Here is a 17,344-nt window from a genome sequence, read left to right on the forward strand (position 1 = left end):
GACGTCTATCCACCCGCTGCTTCCCCGCGGCGTCAAGCCGACCCCTGACGGCTGTGGTCGGGAGGCTCTGTGGCCTGTGCGGGCGGGCCTTCATGGTCTGTCCCTCGATGGTGGCCAAGGGGTGAGGGGCAGGTCTGCCTGCCGATTGCGTGATGTCGCGTGAGCTGAAGCAGGGCTCGGGTGAGGAGGACGTTGACGAGGTGGTCGTACGTGTTGATGGGGTCTGGTCGATACGGACCTGGAGCTGATGACGCGTTTCCATGGCGAGTTGCTTTCGGTGAAGGCCGATGTGCTCGGGGCTGGCCCTGGCTGCGGGTGCACGACCGGCGGGAGCGTCGTGTGTCAGCCAGCGCCTGATAGTTGGCGGCATTTCGGGGAGGGATGTGCTGGCCGAAGGTGTCGGCGTCGAGCCGGGATCCGGCTGACCAGGGCGCAGGTGGGGCGACGTACGTCGCGGGTCTGGAGGCGCGGAATGGTGGAGCCCCATGCGACGGCCGTGCCGTGCCCGTCGTGCTGACCGGCTGAGTGGCGTGGCGCATGGAGATCGGGTGGCGGATTCTGCCGTCGGAGGCGGAATGCGTGTGTGAGGCGGGATGGGTGGTGAGGTTCGCGTCGCCCGGACAGCGTCGCCCAGGTCGCGGATTTGACGGACCTGGGCTGCGATCGCCGGTGCCGGTTGATGCATGCGAGCGGTGGCCGGGCATGCGGGAGGAGAGGTGGAAACGGCGCTACCGCCAGGACTACAGCATGGTGGTATGCGGTGGTGGGACCCCTTGCCGAGGTAGAGGTCAGCGGTCAGCGGTCAGCGGTATGTGCGTATGCGCCGCGAGCAACGTGCCAAGAACATTGGGCCGAGTGGGCATCGAGGCGCTGGCTGCGCCACGTAGGTTCGTGCGGTGACCGTGTATGACGTGGCCGCCAGACTGCCCGGCATCGACCTTCTGCGGCAGCGCTGCAAGGCGTTGGCTGTCCTGGAACGCATCATCGACGGCGGAGAGCCCTACTACGACTACACCACGGCGTGGGGCGACGACGAGGCGGCGCTGATGAGCAACGGCAGCGGTGACGAGTGGACGGTCGTGTTCACCGCCGACGGCGATTTCCCGGCGATCGGCTACCCCATCGCCGGGAGGTAGCGGCGCTCTGTCCACGAGAGTGCAGCAGATCCGATCCTCAAAGCTGCATCTGGCGGGTAGCTGCTCCGACGTCCTCCGCTCGAAGCGACCCGGGGTGAAGGCCCTCCGGCGCCAACGCACCTGGTCGGCGGCATGTGCGGCTGCGGCAGTGATCAAGGGTTGACAAGCTCAAGCCGGCTGCGGCAACCTTGCAGCCGACCACGCGATCGGCGTGGGCACTCTGCATGAGGGAATGACGCCTGTGATCCGGGTAGGCCGAGCGGCCGCCTGAGTGTCGACCACGCGGCGAATGATCGTCGCGCGGCTCTATCACGGTTCAGCGGTCCAACGCTTCTTTCCGCGCACCGCAGCTTCTCTCATGCATCGAGGTTAAGGTTGATCATGGATGTTCGCATTCAGCAGTCCGTCGCCGCCAACCTGTCCAACCGACCCGCGCCCGTAGAGGTGGGGCCGTTCGTGATCGGGATGGATCCGACAACGACCAGTCCCTACATCAACTACGCGACGCCGCGTCCCGGTACTGCCATCACCGCGGCCGATGTCACCGCCCTGGTCGCAGCCTTCCACGCGGCTGATCGCAAACCCCGCCTGGAGTACGTCACCAGCTGCGCCCCAAGCCTGGAAGCACTTCTGACCGCCGCCGGCTTCATCGTGGAAGCCCGGCACACCTACCTGCTCTGTACGCCCGACACATTGAAGACACCACCCACGCTCGACCACCTCAGTCTGTACGAACCAGGCACCGATTCTCAGCGGGCCGCGCTGATCAGCGTGCAGAACGAAGCCTTCGGCGGCGACTCGGTGGCCTCCGAGACGGAGTGGTCGCCGACGTGGCGGTCGAGGAGTCCCGGCTGGACCTGTCGGGGTGGCGGTTCGCTGCCTTCACGGCGGTCACCTTCACTGCATGCGACATGACGAGAGCCGACTTCACCGGGGCTCGCCTGTCCGGCGTCCGATTCACCGGTTGCAACCTGTCCCAGAGTCAGTTCTCCGGTGCCACGATGAAGGAGGTCTGGTTCCGTGACTGCACGCTGCTGGACATTCGACACCTCCCAGCTTCGGTGCCCAGGCCACCGAAGCTGGTCCACCCCCACCGTTCTGTGTACAAGATCGACGCGAGCCGCTTCACGAGACAACTCAGGTCCACGGCTGGAGAGCGTCAGGCCTCTGCCTCCTTCGGCTCCATTTGCACGTACCCCCGGGCGACGAAGAACCGCTCGAGCAGGTAGCACCACCACAGGAGGATCAGGCCGGGCGCCACGAACACCGCGGGCATGAAGTTCCAGATGGCGACGCCCCCGAGGACCAACACGATCCCGAGCAGGAACGTCAGGCTGGGCGTCGTCAGCCCCAACGTGAGCCCGTTGAGCACCTGGCGCCAGGTGGGGTTGGTGAAGCGGGCTACGAGGGGGAGGCACCAGAAGACCAGGAGCAGGAGGAAAAGTCCGACGACAATGAGCGACACCCAGACCTCGGCCAGCCCGCGAGTGGGCAGGTAGGAGAGCGAGAGGATGCCGACGGCCGCGACCGGGACGGCCAGCAGACCGACGACGGTCGCCTGCCTCCAGCTATGCCGCAAGGCCTTCGAAGCAATGGCCCGGACGCCACCGTCCTTGCCCAGGACGTACCGGCGGCACACCTCGTAGGCGACCACCGTTCCCGCTCCCGCCGTCACGACAAGGCCGAGGCTCAGGAGCCAGAACAGGCTGATCAGGATGATGGAGCCGAGCGAGTCCAGGATGCGCCACAGTCGCGACGCGGGGTTGAAACGGAGAATGGTCGGGGCCTTTCAGTGTGCGCAGTTGCGGGTCCTGAGGACGGGGTCGGCCTCCTGCGGTGGGCGGGAGGCCGACGCGATCAGCCCTTCACGGAGCCGATCATGAGACCGGACACGAAGTGCTTCTGCAGGAACGGGTAGACGAACAGGATGGGGACGGCCGCCACCATGGTGATCGCCGACCGCAGCGCGATCGGTGTGGTGACCTGCCCGCCAGAGGCCGCGGCGCCCGTGGCGGCCACGGAGTTCACGCCGGCGTTCATCGAGCTCGACAGCAGCTTCTGCAACTCGTACTGCAAGGTGGTCAACGCCGGATTGCCCGAGGCGTAAAGCAGGGTGTCCAGCCAGGCGTTCCAGCTGCCCACCGCCACGAACAGACCCACCACGGCCAGCGCGGGCTTGCACAGCGGCATCACGATCTGCCACCACGTACGGAACTCGCCCGCACCGTCCATCCGTGCCGACTCGATGATCTCCTCAGGGATCGACTTCATGTACGTGCGCAGGATGATCAGGTTGAACGCGCTGATGATCGTCGGCACCCAGTAGGCCTGGAAGGTGTTCAGCATGCCCAGGTCCTTGATGAGCAGGTAGTTGGGGATCAGCCCGGCGTCGAAGTACATCGTCAGCACGAAGATTACGGTGATCGGGCGGCGGAAGATGAACTCTGTGCGGCTGAGCGCGTAGGCGAGCATCGAGGTGAAGAACAGGTTTGTCGCCACCACCACGACCGTCTTCAGGACGCTCATGAAGAACGCCTGGTAGATCGTGTGCATGTTGAACACGACGTTGTAGTTCTGCAGCGAGAAGTCCCGAGGCCAGATGCCGATCCCGCCACGGACGGCGTCCATGCCGTCGTTCAGGGAGATGGCGAGCGTGTTCAGCAGCGGGTAGACCATGACCGCCGCGAGGGCCAGCAGGAAGGTCGTGTTGAGCGTCGTGAAGACAATCCGCTCGGTCGTCCACTTGCGACGCCGTGACCCGCCCCGTGATGCGCGCCGCGCCAGAGGCTTCGCGACAGTGGTGCTTGACATGAAGTCCTCCTAGACCAGCGTCTCTTGGTTGAGGCGCTTGGCCGCTTGGTTCGCCGCGCCCACCAGGATGACGGCGACGATGGTCTTGAAGATGCCCGCGACGATGGCGAGGCTGTAGTTGCCCAGCTCGTAGCCATAGCGCAGCACGAAGACGTCGATGGTCTCGGACCTGTCGGACACCAGGCCGTTGCCGAGGAAGTACGGCAGCTCGAAGTTCGTGGACAGGATCCAGCCGCTGTTGATGATGAGCAGCACGACGATCGTGGGCCTGATGCTCGGGAGCGTGATGCTGAACATCTTGCGAAAGCGGCCTGCTCCGTCGACCTCGGCGGACTCGTACAGGCTCGGGTCGATCGCGGTGATCGCGGCCAGGTAGATGATCGTGTTCCAGCCCAGCTCCTTCCACAGGTTCGTCCCGGCGACGATCCCCCAGAAGTAGTTCGGCTCGGTCAGGAACAGGACCGGTTGGTCGATGATGTGCAGGTTCATGAGGCCCTGGTTGATGAACCCGCCGGAGGAGGGCAGCGAGAGCGCCACCGATGCCATGCTCGCCACGATCACCCAGCTGAGGAAGTGGGGCATGTAGGTGATGTTCTGAAGGACTCGCTTGAACGGCAGGTTCTTGACCTCGTTCAGCAGCAGCGCTAGGACGATGGCCCCGAGGGTACCGACGGTCAGGGTCAGGACCGACTGTCCTATCGTGTTGATCACGACCCGGATGAACCGCTCACCCATGACACCGGTGAACAGGTTGTGGAAGTTCTCGAGGCCCACCCACTGCTGGTTCCAGAGGCTGCGGGGACCCGGCCAGGGGCTGCTGCCGCGAGCCGGCTTGAAGTCCTGGAAGGCGATCGCCCAGCCGTAGACCGGGACGTACTTGAACAGGATCTGGTACAGCAGCAGCGGGACGGCCATCGCGAGCAGGGCTCGCTGCGCCCAGACCAGGTCCCAGGTGATCTTGCGCTTGGGACCCTTCGCTGCATTCTTTCGGGCCTTGCGGTTCTGGGCACGCGAACTGCTCGCGGGCTCCGGGGCCGGTTCGAGCCCGGTGGCGGTCACGGGGATGCCGACCGTGGCGTCCGTCATCTGTCCAACCTCGTCGTCAGGAGCAATGGGTGGTAATCGAGAACGCGTCGTGGTGGGGGGCGCACGCCCCCCCCCACGACTGCTCGCAGACTGTTACCAGTTGGCCAGACGGTCCTTGATGCCAGCGGTGACTGCGTCCTCGTACACCTTGACGTCGATCTTGCGGATGGAGTCGACGTAGGCCTGCCAGTTCTTGTCGAAGTCGGCGGGCGGGCCGGCGATGATCCCCGGCAGCTTCTGCACGCTGGTGTCGGTCAGTTGCTGGTTGACCTGGTTGGCCTCGTCGGAGAGCGTGAGGTTCCACGCCGGGTAGTACTTGGGGTTCTCCGGCGCCTTGTTCACGAATTCAAGCCAGGTCTTCTTGCCGTACTTCGCCATGAAGTCCTTGTCGTAGTCGCTCAGCGTCGCGTAGAACTCGGCGGGCTGGTCGTCGGGGCTGTAGGCGTTGCCGTCGGAGAACTTGCCGTTGCGCTTGGGCAGCATGTCGAGCAGCGCATCGAGACGGTTGGAGGCACGCCAGGTGAGGTCCTTGTAGTTCTTCCGCTGCTCGTCCGTGCGGGAGAAGATGCCGTCGGCGCCGACCTGGTAGTCCTCGCCAGCGATGCCCCAGGAGAGCGTCTTCTGCCACTCTTCGCTGAGCATGATGTCGAGGAACTTCAGTGCCTTCTTCGGCTGCTTGCTGGAGACCGAGACGCCGAACCCCTGGTTGGTGTTCATGACGGGGCGGTCGGCGTACCAGGGCTTCACCCCGTCGTAGACGGGCATGAGGGGCACGTAGGTGTACTCGTCCTTGCCGGCGCTCTGCAGCGACTGGGTGGCGGTCTGGAAGTTCCAGCCCTGGTCGTGCATGCCGAGGACGGTGCCGGTGGCCAGCTTCGCGGTGTACTGGTCGAACGTCAGGGTGAAGGACTCGGGGTCGACGACACCCGAGTTGTACTGCTGGTTGAGGACCTTGTAGAAGTTCTTCGCGATGTCCTTGTCGGCGAAGATCGACGCGTTGTTGTTGCTGTCGACGATGACGCCACCGTTGTTCGGGGAGCCTGCCAGCTGCGCCGGCGGGTTAGTCATGCCCCACTCACGGCCCGTGGACGCCAGAATTTCGAAGCCGACGGTCGGGGCGCCGGCGGTCTGGGGGTGCTTCGCCTTGTAGTTCGAGATGAGCTGGAAGTAGCGGTCGAGCGTCATGTTGCTGAGGTCCGGGTAGCCGGCGTCCGCGAGCACACGCTTCTGGATCCAGAACGCGGGACCGTAGTAGACGCCGCCCGTGATGTCGCCGTAGAAGCGGTTGTAGTTCGGGAGGATGTACAGGCCCTTGTCCACCTCGTCGCCCGAGTAGCTCATCTTCTTGATGTCGTCCTTGACGTGCTCGGCGATGTTGGGGTAATCCCCCTTGGCCAGCATGTCGTCCAGGCGCCGCAGAGCGCCGCCCTGCAGGAGACGCTGCTTCAGGTCGCCGGTGCCGATGAGGTCGGGGAACTCGCCGCCGGCGAGCATGACACCGATCTTCTGGTCCTCGTTGTCCGGCGTGACGATCTCGTACTTGAGGGTGACACCGAGCTTGTCCTTGAGCAGCTTGGTGATCTTGTTCTCGGGTGCCGGGGCCTGCTGGGCCGACGTGATCCAGACCGTGAACGTCGTGGGGTCACTGGGGGTCAGCGTTCCCGAGTCGTCTTCGGGGTTGTCGGCAGAGGTGCATCCGACAAGTCCCACTAACACGGCTGCAGCCAGGACAACAATCGACAACTTCGTTCTTGTGGTACGCACCGCGGGCTCTCCCTTGAGAACAGTTCCGGTCGTCCTTGACTGGAATTCGTGGGCATATCGACGCGAGCTGGGGCTTGGCGTCCTCATATTGAGCGGGATTTTAGCGTTAAAGTAAAGAGTCGATCGTGTTGCGTCAAGGCCCGCCCCGGCGTGTGGATGGGTGGCGGCTTCTCGCCAGACGACGTTGCTGAGCTGGCAGAATGCCGCGATAAGGAGGATATGTGGTGAGGATGGCGGACGTCGCCCGTGAGGCGGGCGTCTCGGTCATGACCGTGTCGAACGTCGTCAATGAGCGCCTCCCGGTCAACGAGCCGACGCGCGCCCGTGTCATGGCCGCCGTCGAGGCGCTGGGGTACGAGGTCAACCTGACCGCGCGCCACCTGCGCGCGGGACGGACCGACACCGTCGCCTTCATCGTGCCGAGCTTCCACGACTACTTCGGTGAGGTCTCCGACAAGATCGCGCCGCTGATCGAGGCCGAGGGGCGGCACCTCGTCCTTGAGCGGACGAGCGGCAGCCCCGAGCATGAGATGGCGGCGCTGAGCGTCGCGCGACTCCAGCTCTACGACGGCGTCCTGCTGTCCGTCGTCGGACTCGACCGCGACCAGCTGGACCGCGTGCGTACCGCCAAGCCCATCGTGCTGCTCGGCGAGCGTGACGTGCCCGACCGGTTCAACCACGTGCGGCTGGCGAACGAAGAGGGCGCCCGCCTCGCGACGGCGCACATGATCGAGCATGGCTCGCGGCGCATCGTTGGGTTGGGCTGCACGTTCGACACCGCGCACATGATGACGTCGGACCGCCGCATTGGCTGGGAGCGCGCACATCGCGATGCCGGCCTCGATGTCGACGCACGCTATGTGGTGCCCATCTCCACGTTCACGTCGGCGGCCGGACGTGATGCCCTGCTCGATGTGATCGCGTCCGGTCTGCCCTTCGACGGCGTCTTCGCCGTCACCGACGTCGTCGCGCTCGGCGCGGTCGCGGCCCTGGCAGAGAGCGGGCTCCGGGTGCCCACCGACGTCCAGCTCGCCGGGTTCGACAACCTCGACATGTCAAGCTTCGTCCCGCCCGGCCTCACCTCCGTCGACGCGAACCATGAAGGTGTCGCTGAGACCGCGGTGGGTCTGCTGCACCGGCAGATGGCGGGCTGGACCGGCCCGGCCGAGCACGTCGTCGTGCCCGTCCGTCTCGTGGTACGTGGCTCCACCCGCGGTGGGGCTTAGGGCCGGGCAACCACCCGCGCCGTTTAGCCCGTTTCGGTCGAAGGAAACCATGTCGAGCACCTATGGGCGCACGTCCGCCTTGCGCGCCGTCCCCGTATCCCCGATCACCGGGACGCGGCACCGGCCTCTACGACCCCGACACCGCCACCGAGCTCGTCGACGAGCCCGGTGACAGCGATCCCGTTCTCGACCTGGGGCAACCGCGCCCCCGGCCCGATGCGGGTCTGGCTTCCGCGAGCTCCTCGCTGAGGCATGCAATGACGGAACACGCAACCGATGGGGAGACAATGACTACGACCACGACCGCAGTGATCGACCTCGACCTGCCCGGCGCCACGATCAGCCGGCACGTGTACGGGCACTTCGCCGAGCACCTGGGGCGGTGCATCTACGGCGGGTTCTGGGTGGGTGAGGACTCGCCGGTCGCGAACGTGCGGGGCATCCGCTCGGACGTGGTCGAGGCGTTGCGGGCGATCTCGATCCCGAACCTGCGTTGGCCGGGCGGCTGCTTCGCCGACGACTACCACTGGCGTGACGGCATCGGCCCGCGCGAGAGCCGCCCGCGGATGGTCAACTCGCACTGGGGCGACGTGGTGGAGGACAACGCGTTCGGCACGCACGAGTTCATGGACCTGTGCGAGCTGCTCGGTGCGGACCCGTACGTGTCGGGGAACGTGGGGTCCGGGTCGGTGGCGGAGATGTCGGACTGGGTGGAGTACCTGACCCGGGCGGACGACTCACCGATGGCGGCGCTGCGGCGGGCGAACGGGCGCGAGAAGCCGTGGCGGGTGCCGTTCTGGGGCCTGGGCAACGAGGCGTGGGGCTGCGGCGGCAACCTGCGCGCCGAGCAGTTCGCGTCTCTAGCCCGGCAGTACGCCACCTACAGTCGCAACCACGGCGGCAACCTGCTGTACCGGATCGCGGCGGGCGCGAACGAGGCCGACCTGCACTGGACCGAGACGCTCATGCGCTCGTTCGACGACCTGGCGGCGGACCCGGCCGGGTCGGCGGGCCCGTTCCAGGCCGTGTCGCTGCACTATTACACGATGGCCGGGTCGTGGTCGGACAAGGGCGACGCCACCGGGTTCAGCACCGACGAGTGGTACGTGACCATGGCCCGCGCCCGGCGCATGGAGGAGCTGCTCACCCGGCACTCCACGGTCATGGACCGCTACGACCCGTACCGCAAGGTCGGCCTGGTCGTGGACGAGTGGGGCACGTGGTGGAACGTGGAGAAGGGCACCAACCCCGGGTTCCTGTACCAGCAGAACACGCTGCGCGACGCCCTGGTCGCCTCCGTGCACCTCGACGCGTTCCACCGTCACGCCGAGCGCGTGGTCATGGCGAACATCGCCCAGACCGTCAACGTGCTGCAGGCCATGATCCTCACCGACCCCGACACGGGGGCGCTCGTGCTCACCCCGACGTACCACGTCTTCGCTATGAACACCGGCCACCACGATGCCGCCGCCCTCGCGGTTCACCTGCGCGACGTCGAGACTCGCGCCGTCGACGCGACCGAGCTGCCGCTGGTCTCGGCGTCCGCGTCGGTCAAGGGCGACACCGCCCTGGTCTCGCTGTCCAACCTCGACGCCGAGACGGACCGCACCCTCGTCCTGGACCTGCGCGGCCGCGACGTCGTCGGGCACACCGCGCGGGTGCTGACCGCCACCGCGCTCGACGCGCACAACATCCCCGAGCAGCCCGACGCCGTCGCCCCCACCGACCATGCCGGCGTGGGCCCCCATCCCCGGGGGCTCGAGGTCGACCTGCCCGCCCACTCCTACGTCACCGTGGCGCTCGAGCTGCGCTGATGGACCGACCGAACGTGAACATCCGCGACGGAACGCTCCGGAGCCGGGCGAGACCGACCAGGTGCTGGCGCTGTTCAACGAACTCGCCCCGAAGGTGCCGTTGTCCCCACCGACGCTACTGGTGACGGCGAAGGTGGCGGTGGCGCCGTACGCGTCGGCGGCGTCGGTGCCGGCTGCCTGCTTGGCCAGGTCACCGACCTCGATGGTCAACCGCTGTGCCGCTAAGTCGTTGCTGAACCGCACCGGCTTGCCGGCCGGTTGGCACCCGGCCGGTAGGGCGGCCGCCAGCGCGCAGTCGGGCAGTGCCACCACCTGGAGCCGGCTGGCGTAGTCGCTGCCGTAGGCGTTGGCGAAACCCGAATAGTCGACAGTGATGCGGGCAGCCACCTTGTCGGTGCCGCCGAAGGCGGGTCGCCGCTGCCCGGCCGCTGCGGTGCCCGGTTCGGATGCCGCCAGCGGTCCGGCGTTGCGGCCAGGGGTCGCCGGATCCCGTCCGGCCGGGGCCTGCGCGCCGGCGGCCGGGTCGCTGACGCTGAACACGAAGCCGCTGGCCCCGGCCCGCTCGGCGATGGCCCGGTCGGCGACCCGTACCCGCAGCGCGGTTGTCGACCGAGCCGCCGGGGCGAGCACCAGCCGGACGGGCCGTCCCTGGTCAGCCGCGCCGGATGCCGCGCCCGCGTCGGCCGGTACGTCCCAACTCGCGGCTGTCGGGAAGGCGCATGTCGGCGACTTGGCCGCTGTGCTGTGCGCCAGCGGCACCTTCGCCGGCGCCGGGATCTCCGGTGCCGGCAGCGCCGTCTGGCTCTGCTTACCAATCTGGTCCACCCAGTCAGGCGGGCCGTGCGGTGCGGCGGTAGCCGGTTCGGCCACCGCCAGGAAACTGCTCACCGTCAGCAGCACCGACACCGTGGCCGCCGCTGACCGGCGCAATCGATCTTCTGGCATTACGCCTCCAACCCAATGGGATCCAAGGATGCGGATCTCCTGGCGGGAGGTTACGCAGCGCAATCAGGTCGATACGCGGGGTCTTTACTGAGGATTTACATACCAGCGCGGCGAGACCGCAGAAGCCAGCGTCATGACGACTGCCGCCGGGATTGATCGGTGCCGTCACCGACGGGACGGCGGCCGGCAGTTCGGGCGGTGGAGTGATCCCGGAGGTGTTGTGCCGCGCGCAGGGACCTGGGCGAGAATGGGCCAGTTCGAACTCTGCGCAACCCTCTGGAAGGACCCTCCCTTGGCCGGTGGACTCGTAGCCCTGCTGGATGACGTGGCGGTGCTGGCCCGGGCCGCTGCCGCGTCGATCGACGACATCGGGGCGGCCGCCGCGAAGGCCGGCGCCAAGGCTGCGGGCGTCGTCGTCGACGATGCTGCCGTCACGCCGCAGTACGTGCGGAGCCTGGCGGCCGAGCGCGAATTGCCGATTATCAAGCGCATTGCCGTGGGGTCGCTGCGCAACAAGTTCTTCATCATCCTGCCGGCGGTGCTGCTGCTCAGTCAGTTCGTGCCTTGGCTGCTCACTCCGATCCTCATGCTCGGCGGCGCCTACCTCTGCTACGAAGGCGCGGAGAAGGTGTGGGCCAAGATCGCCCATCACGATGCGTCCGGCGCGGGCGAGGAAAAGGTGCAGGATGAGAAGACACTGGTGTCTGGGGCGGTACGAACCGACCTGATCCTGTCGGCGGAGATCATGGTCATCAGCCTTAACGAGGTGATCGATCAGGCGTTCTGGTCCCGCCTGGCGATCCTGGCTGTCGTCGCCGTCGTCATAACCGTCCTGGTGTACGGCGTGGTGGCTTTGATTGTGAAGATGGACGACGTCGGGCTGCGCCTGTCGCAACGTTCCGGCGCCGTCGCCACGTTCGGCCGCGGTCTGGTGAAGGCGATGCCGGTGGTCCTCAGCGTGCTGACGGTAGTCGGCACCGCGGCGATGCTGTGGGTGGGCGGGCACATCCTGCTGCTCGGTACGAACGAGCTGAACCTGCACTTCCTGTACGAGGCCGTGCACCACGTGGAGGTCGCCGCCCACGACGCCACGGGTGTTCTTGGCGGGCTCGTCGGTTGGCTCGTCAACACGGTGGCCAGCGCGATCCTCGGGCTGATCGTCGGAGCGCTGGTCGTGCTGGTCATGACTCTCACGCTCCACCGCCGCAAATCCAAGCCTGCGGCTGCGACTCGTACTGACGGCACCATCCCCGCGCAGCCGAGCCGTTCAGCTCAGCGTCGCGACGCTCCTGCGGACCGAGCGCCACGCGATTGACCGCAAAATCATCCGGCCGCGGCGACGGCCTGGGCGTGGGTGACCTGTGTATGCAGCGCGTCCGCGACGATCACCACCCTGCTCCAGCAGCGGGGCGAACGCGGGGATTTCGTTCGACTTCGCCGTGACCTGGACCTGAGCCAGGACCATACCGGTCGACGTGTCGTAGGCCGACAGCAGATGGACCCGCTCTCCTCGGGCCGGAACAGTGCCCTGTGGCACCTTGCCGTCCACAGCGATGACTCGGCGTCCCGGCGGCGGCGCCGACAGCACAGCCAGTTCCGGGAGTGTCAAGTAAACGGCTCTGTCTCACATTCGGTGGTGATCGAGGGTGCCGGCCAGCCGAGCAGGATTCGTTGTCGTAGGAGGGCGAAGTCGGCGCGTCTGTGCATTTGTCGCTTGATCAGTTTGGTGTTGACGCCTTCGGTGCCGCCGTTGTGGAAGGGGTGGGTCAGGGCGCCGTTGACGGCGTCGCGGTCAAGGCCGAGGGAGGCCGCGGATGAAGGTGCCCGGGTGGGGCAGGTCCGTGGCCTTGACCTCGGTGATCCATGAGTCGAGACGGTCGTCGTTGCCGGCTGCGGGCGTGAGGAGCCCGGCGAACGAGCCGATGAAGCCGGTCAGTGCGGTCATCTGCGGGCAGGTGCCGGTGAGGGCGTCAACGAGCGTACGCTGATGATCTTTGAGCTGATCCGCACCGTCCTTGATCGGTTCAGCTTGAGCGGATGTTCTCGCCTGGATGTCAGCCGATGGTCTTGGCGTTGGTGGTGGTCCAGTTGCTGGCGATCTGGACCCGGCTGTCGAGGCCCCCGGCACCGTTTCCGGGGTAGAGCCAGACGTTGTTGCTGGAGTCGACACCGACGATGTCCGGCTTGCCATCCGAGTTCATGTCGGCCACTGCTACCCGGTAGCTTGACCAGCTTTGTCCGATCAATCGCCGGGTGCCCAGCATCGCCAATCCGGCCTGGCCGGTGTTCGGATAGACCCACAGCTGACCTGAGCCGTCGATGGCGACAATGTCGTCGCGGCCGTCGGAGTCGAAGTCCGCCGGATAGATGCGATAGCTCGTCCAACCGGACCTACCGACGAGCATCTTGCAGCATCCGTCCGGGTAGTAGAACAATTCACCGGTCGACGCTCTGATCCCGAAGTGATCGGGCTTCCGGTCGCCATCGGCGTGCCCGGTGGCGTGGGTGTAGCCGGACCATGAGACGCCGATCTGACGGCGCTGTGCGGAGCTCGGCGCGCCGTTGACGTTGGGGTAAAGCCAAAGAATGCCGTCGGGGGGGATTCCGAGGACGTCGGCACGTCCGTCCAGGTTCCAGTCCCGGATGTTCCACCGGTAGACCGACCAGCCGGTGCCGATCTTGACCGGTGAGCCGAATGTCGACATGCCGCCGTTTCCAGTGTTCGGGTGTAGCCACAGGTTTCCGGATGAGTCCGCGGCGACGATGTCTGCTCGGCCATCGCCGTTGAGGTCGTGAGCCGCCGGTTCCGGGCCCAGCGTCGCTACGTCCCACGCCTGGGTCAGAGAGACCTCGCCATTGAGGTAGCCACCATGACTTGTCGGACCTGTTCTGACGGCGCCGATGCGGAAGCCTTTGGCGGCGGTCCAGATGGTGCCGTGGGCGGCCGAGGCCACGTTACGACCGTTCACGAAGAGGAACATGCTGTGCAGGTTGCCGCCGGCCGGCTTGAAGACCGCTGTCAGCTGCGTCCACACACCGAGCCGGGCCGAACCCGCGCCGGCGCTGGCCGTGTCCCAGATCGGGCTTGCCACGTCGCTTCGTGACATGGCGAAGCGCCATGATTGGTCGCTGGACTCAGCCCAGAGCTTGAACCCGGCGGTGTTCGCGCCATCCTGCGACAGCACCGTTCCGCCATGGGCCGCGAGCTTCACCCAGGTGGAGACGGTGAAGGCCGCGTTGGTGGGTACGGCCGGGGCGCTGGTGGCGAGGGTGCCGCTGGTGCCGTTGAAGGCTACGTCGGGGTCGAACAGGTCGCCGGTGCTCCAGGTGGCCCCGTTGGTGCCGGTGGCGTGCAACGTGCCGGCGGTGTCCCTGGCGGTGGTGACTGTTCCGGTGGCGGCGTCGTTGAGCTGCCAGGCATGGTCGGCGGTGATCAGGGCTCGGGACGGTTGGGCGGTGATGGTTCCGTTGCCGCTGGTCAGGTTGGTGACGTGCCATTCGGTGCTCTGTCCGCCGCTGGTGGTGGTCCAGAGGTCGGGGGTGCCGTCGGTGTTGATGTCCGCTGCCCGCAGGTCGATGGTGGTGTCGGTGTTCCAGCCATCGGCCCGCAGGGTGTAGGGGGTGTGCGTGAGTTGTCCGGTGTCTTCGTCGTAGGCGAGCGCGGTCCACAGATGTAGTGCTCCGGTGGTGCGGTTCCACAGGAACATCGCGGTGCCGGCGGTGGTCTGGGTGGTGGCGATCGTCCAGTCGTTCCAGTCGGTGTCGCCGGTGGGGGTCAGGGCGGTGGTGTGGTAGGTGAAGAAGTAGCCACCCGGTACGCCCAGGTTCGGGTGGTAGCTGAGGCGGTAGCCGTGTTCGGCGTCGCCGGTGATGCTGATCAGGTCGGGCAGCGTGGAGCCGGTGCCGCGGGTGTCGCCGGCATTGGCCAGTTGCCGGGGTGAGCTGCCGTTCTCGTCGCGTAGCTGATCGGCGACGACGCTCTGTTGGACGCCGCTGCGGAGGGATTCGATGACGGAGCCGTCGCCGTTGCCGCGTAGGATGCTGGCCCCGCCGGCGTGTGGCCCGCTGTCGTAGTAGACCAGGACGTCCTGGAAGCCTTCGCCGAAGAACCGGCCGGTGACGGCCTGGGTGCCGTTGAAGTCGGCCGGGTCGTTGCTGCCCGGGTCATCGGGGTTGGTGCTGCCGGAGACCCCGTTTCCGCGTGCGCCGATGTTGGTGGCAAAAAGGTTGCCCGGTTCGTGGCCTCCAGGAGCGAGCCAGAGGCCAGCTGGCAGTCCGTATCGGCCGCCGACCGTGAGCAGGTCGGGGGTCTCGTCGCCGGTCAGGTCGCCCTCGACGGCGCTGGCGGCGGGCTTCGAGTTGAAGGTCACGCTGGCGGTGTCGCCGAAATTGCCGCCGGCGGACACGCTGGTGACCGAGAGGGTGTTGACGAAGCGGGTGGGCGCTGCGGTGATCGTGGCGTTGCCGGCGGTGTCGGCGGGCACGTCCACCGGCGGACCGGCGTTGAGCTGGTAGACGTAACTCTTCGGGGCGGTGTTCCCCGCCGCCGCTGCGATAGCGAAGGTCCACGGCTGCCCGACGGTCGTCTCCCCGTCGTTCGGCTGCCCTACCGTCGGAGCGCCGGGCCGGGTGGGGTCGAAGGTGAAGGTGCACGTGACCGACCAGTCGCCGGCGGAGCGGAAGTCCGTGGCCTGCACCTTCCAGGAGAAGCCGGTGGCGGCACCGCCAGCGGCGGTGCGCAGGGTCGCGACCGGGACGACCAATACGGCAGTGCTGCCGGACGGGTAGGTCAGCAGGCTGGGATTGGATGAGGCGAGAGCCTTCTCCGTGGTGTCGCTGCTCTTCCAGAGTTTGAACGACACCCCCAACGTGCCGCCGTTGCGGTCGGACACCGGCGCGTACAGCGAAACGCTGCTGTCGCCGACGAAGCCGCCACCGGCGCAGGCGGTCTTGGGGGAGGTGGTGAGGTTCGTGGGTTTGTTGGGCTTGTGGTTGTAGAGGATCGTCAGGGTGGGGCTGGTCTGGAGGAACTCCTTCCAGCTCTGGGTGTCGCTGGCTTCGCTGGCGGCGACCATCCAGAGGGTGCGGGTGGCTCGCTTGTTGTTGACGTCGGTGCGGATCTGGCTGGTGATGTCGAAGGCGACGGCGGCGGCGTCACAGCCGGAGTAGCCGTAGGCGAATTTCCCCGAGGCGATGGCCGAGCCTTTGCTGACGCCTTCCCAGTGGTTCCAGGTGGCGTTCGACGACGTCAGCGTGGTGCCGGGGCCATAGATGTAGACGGTCTTCTCGGTGCAGTTCCAGGACCGGGTGTTGGTGATTTTGAAGGTGGCGGAGCTGATTTCGGCGTCTGTGAGGGTGCCGTGCGGAACGGGAAAGTTGATCAGTGTGTTGGAGCGTTGGCTGCCGGAGTTGCCGACCTGCATGCGGCCGATCAAATCCGGGGTGTTCTTCCAGTAGTTCGTCGACTGGTGCTGGTAGGAGATGGTGGCCCAGCCGGACATCTTCGGGCCGACGGGAGTCCAGGTGAACGTCGGGTCGATGTAGACCGGGAACACGGTTTCGGCCGAGGTGAGCAGGTCTCGGTCGGGCCTGAGCGTGAGTCTGTCCCGGCTGACCTGCACGCCGATGGAAGCGGTGCGTGCGCCGCGTCCCGGTGCCGTGCTGTCGGATCTGGCCTGCTCCCGACTGGATGCTCCGGTGGCGCGCTCGGCAGCAGAGTCCCACATGACGGGTGCCGGAGCGGTGAGGACGGTGGCACCGGTGCGGTCTCGACCGGCGATGTTCCCGACCCGATCCACGGTGAGGGCGACACCCGTAGTGGTGGTCGCCAAATGCAGAGCGGCCAGCTGTGGGTGCGCGGCGGCCTGCCGGGACCTGACGACGAACACGTGGGAGAAACCACCCTCGGCGGTGACCCGTACGGTCAGGTCGACACCGGGCAGCACCTCCCGGTACGTGGCGGTCGAACCGTCCAGGGTGGGTGCCGGTAACGGCATTGGTGCGGTGAAAGCGGCAGCCCGGTCGCCGCTTGTCAACACCGCCATCGGGCCGGAGCCACCAGGGGACAGGCGGATCACGTTGGTGGTGACCGCAGCGGTGATGCTGCCGTCCGGCCGGCGCACCAGGGTCGGGTCCAACGCCTTCCAGACCTCGCCGACCCGCTTGCGCGTCGGCACCGCCGACTGCGTCAACTCCATCAATCCGTCGGGGCGGGCGGTGAGGACAGATGTCGACGTTCCCGCAGCGGTCGCCTCCACCGGCCGGCCGGTCCGCTTCGCCTCGGCGATCGCCGCGTCGGCGTCGAGGAGTCCGGCGGGCTGCGGGGCAGGGGCCGGTGCCGGCGCGCCGGCGGCCGACGCGACCGGTGGCGGCAGACCGGCTAACAGGACGGCGCCGACGGTGACGATGCAGAGCGACCGCGCTTTGGCGTAAGTGTCGAATATGGACAACACGATGCCTCCCCCGTGTGATGCCAATGATCCACAAATCGCGTCTGTTGGCGGCCACATTGAAACAGGCAATCCTGCGGCGTGCCGCCCCGGACCACAATTTGTTGTCCGAT

General features: G+C 66.9%; 13 protein-coding genes and 1 pseudogene. 8 read left to right on the forward strand and 6 right to left on the reverse strand.

Annotated features, from left to right (window positions below):
• Positions 1-896 precede the first annotated feature (896 nt).
• The 3 genes from ABZ795_RS24680 (at position 897) to ABZ795_RS24690 (ending at position 2,365) form a co-directional block, all read left to right on the forward strand.
• Positions 897-1,136 carry a hypothetical protein gene (locus ABZ795_RS24680; RefSeq protein WP_327026640.1) on the forward strand — a complete coding sequence of 80 codons (240 nt, stop codon included), beginning with the start codon at positions 897-899 and terminating at the stop codon, positions 1,134-1,136.
• A 381-nt stretch (positions 1,137-1,517) separates the two neighbouring features.
• Positions 1,518-2,051: a hypothetical protein gene (locus ABZ795_RS24685; RefSeq protein ID WP_357532052.1), complete on the forward strand. Its 534-nt coding sequence runs from the start codon at positions 1,518-1,520 to the stop codon at positions 2,049-2,051.
• Complete coding sequence (locus ABZ795_RS24690; RefSeq protein ID WP_357532053.1) at positions 2,048-2,365, forward strand: pentapeptide repeat-containing protein; 318 nt, start codon at positions 2,048-2,050, stop codon at positions 2,363-2,365. The genes ABZ795_RS24685 and ABZ795_RS24690 overlap by 4 nt, the downstream gene beginning before the upstream one ends.
• Here the strand turns inward: ABZ795_RS24690 and ABZ795_RS24695 are convergent.
• The 4 genes from ABZ795_RS24695 to ABZ795_RS24710 form a co-directional block, all read right to left on the reverse strand.
• Positions 2,296-2,790 carry a hypothetical protein gene (locus tag ABZ795_RS24695; protein ID WP_357532054.1) on the reverse strand — a complete coding sequence of 165 codons (495 nt, stop codon included), beginning with the start codon at positions 2,788-2,790 and terminating at the stop codon, positions 2,296-2,298. The two genes, ABZ795_RS24690 and ABZ795_RS24695, sit on opposite strands and share 70 nt — an antisense overlap.
• Positions 2,791-2,993: 203 nt before the next feature.
• Positions 2,994-3,947 carry a carbohydrate ABC transporter permease gene (locus tag ABZ795_RS24700; protein ID WP_357532055.1) on the reverse strand — a complete coding sequence of 318 codons (954 nt, stop codon included), beginning with the start codon at positions 3,945-3,947 and terminating at the stop codon, positions 2,994-2,996.
• A gap of 9 nt (positions 3,948-3,956) precedes the next feature.
• On the reverse strand, positions 3,957-5,033 hold the full coding sequence (locus tag ABZ795_RS24705; RefSeq protein WP_357532056.1) for an ABC transporter permease subunit: 1,077 nt from the start codon (positions 5,031-5,033) through the stop codon (positions 3,957-3,959).
• A 93-nt stretch (positions 5,034-5,126) separates the two neighbouring features.
• Entirely contained in the window at positions 5,127-6,797 is a 1,671-nt protein-coding gene (locus ABZ795_RS24710; protein WP_357532057.1) for an ABC transporter substrate-binding protein, read from the reverse strand.
• Positions 6,798-7,027: 230 nt separating this feature from the next.
• On the opposite strand from ABZ795_RS24710, the gene ABZ795_RS24715 reads away from it, so the two are divergent.
• The 5 genes from ABZ795_RS24715 to ABZ795_RS24735 all read left to right on the forward strand — a co-directional run bounded on the left by ABZ795_RS24715 (position 7,028) and on the right by ABZ795_RS24735 (position 12,097).
• Positions 7,028-8,023, forward strand: a complete 996-nt coding sequence (locus ABZ795_RS24715; RefSeq protein ID WP_357532058.1) for a LacI family DNA-binding transcriptional regulator — start codon at positions 7,028-7,030, stop codon at positions 8,021-8,023.
• 96 nt (positions 8,024-8,119) lie between these two features.
• Positions 8,120-8,272, forward strand: coding sequence for a hypothetical protein (locus ABZ795_RS24720; protein ID WP_357532070.1), 153 nt, complete (start codon positions 8,120-8,122; stop codon positions 8,270-8,272).
• Positions 8,273-8,310: 38 nt separating this feature from the next.
• Complete coding sequence (locus ABZ795_RS24725) at positions 8,311-9,837, forward strand: alpha-L-arabinofuranosidase C-terminal domain-containing protein (RefSeq protein WP_357532059.1); 1,527 nt, start codon at positions 8,311-8,313, stop codon at positions 9,835-9,837.
• A gap of 61 nt (positions 9,838-9,898) precedes the next feature.
• Positions 9,899-10,168 carry a hypothetical protein gene (locus ABZ795_RS24730; protein WP_357532060.1) on the forward strand — a complete coding sequence of 90 codons (270 nt, stop codon included), beginning with the start codon at positions 9,899-9,901 and terminating at the stop codon, positions 10,166-10,168.
• A gap of 861 nt (positions 10,169-11,029) precedes the next feature.
• The gene (locus ABZ795_RS24735; RefSeq protein ID WP_357532061.1) at positions 11,030-12,097 is read left to right on the forward strand and encodes a DUF808 domain-containing protein; all 1,068 of its coding nucleotides are present in this window, start codon (positions 11,030-11,032) and stop codon (positions 12,095-12,097) included.
• A 290-nt stretch (positions 12,098-12,387) separates the two neighbouring features.
• Here the strand turns inward: ABZ795_RS24735 and ABZ795_RS24740 are convergent.
• Positions 12,388-12,709 (reverse strand): annotated as a pseudogene (locus ABZ795_RS24740) (hypothetical protein); the annotation flags it as partial.
• Positions 12,710-12,836: 127 nt separating this feature from the next.
• The gene (locus ABZ795_RS24745) at positions 12,837-17,234 is read right to left on the reverse strand and encodes an FG-GAP-like repeat-containing protein (RefSeq protein ID WP_357532062.1); all 4,398 of its coding nucleotides are present in this window, start codon (positions 17,232-17,234) and stop codon (positions 12,837-12,839) included.
• Between the last annotated feature and the right edge of the window lie 110 nt (positions 17,235-17,344).

This window comes from Micromonospora sp. NPDC047134 (assembly GCF_040643455.1).
Lineage (GTDB): Bacteria > Actinomycetota > Actinomycetes > Mycobacteriales > Micromonosporaceae > Micromonospora.

What these genes read in the sequence shown, in the direction of transcription:
- ABZ795_RS24685 (WP_357532052.1), top strand. Translation starts at nt 1,518, where the DNA reads ATGGATGTTCGCATTCAGCAGTCCGTCGCCGCCAACCTGTCCAACCGA.
- ABZ795_RS24690 (WP_357532053.1), top strand. Translation starts at nt 2,048, where the DNA reads ATGACGAGAGCCGACTTCACCGGGGCTCGCCTGTCCGGCGTCCGATTC.
- ABZ795_RS24700 (WP_357532055.1), bottom strand. Translation starts at nt 3,947, where the DNA reads ATGTCAAGCACCACTGTCGCGAAGCCTCTGGCGCGGCGCGCATCACGG.
- ABZ795_RS24705 (WP_357532056.1), bottom strand. Translation starts at nt 5,033, where the DNA reads ATGACGGACGCCACGGTCGGCATCCCCGTGACCGCCACCGGGCTCGAA.
- ABZ795_RS24715 (WP_357532058.1), top strand. Translation starts at nt 7,028, where the DNA reads ATGGCGGACGTCGCCCGTGAGGCGGGCGTCTCGGTCATGACCGTGTCG.
- ABZ795_RS24725 (WP_357532059.1), top strand. Translation starts at nt 8,311, where the DNA reads ATGACTACGACCACGACCGCAGTGATCGACCTCGACCTGCCCGGCGCC.
- ABZ795_RS24735 (WP_357532061.1), top strand. Translation starts at nt 11,030, where the DNA reads ATGGGCCAGTTCGAACTCTGCGCAACCCTCTGGAAGGACCCTCCCTTG.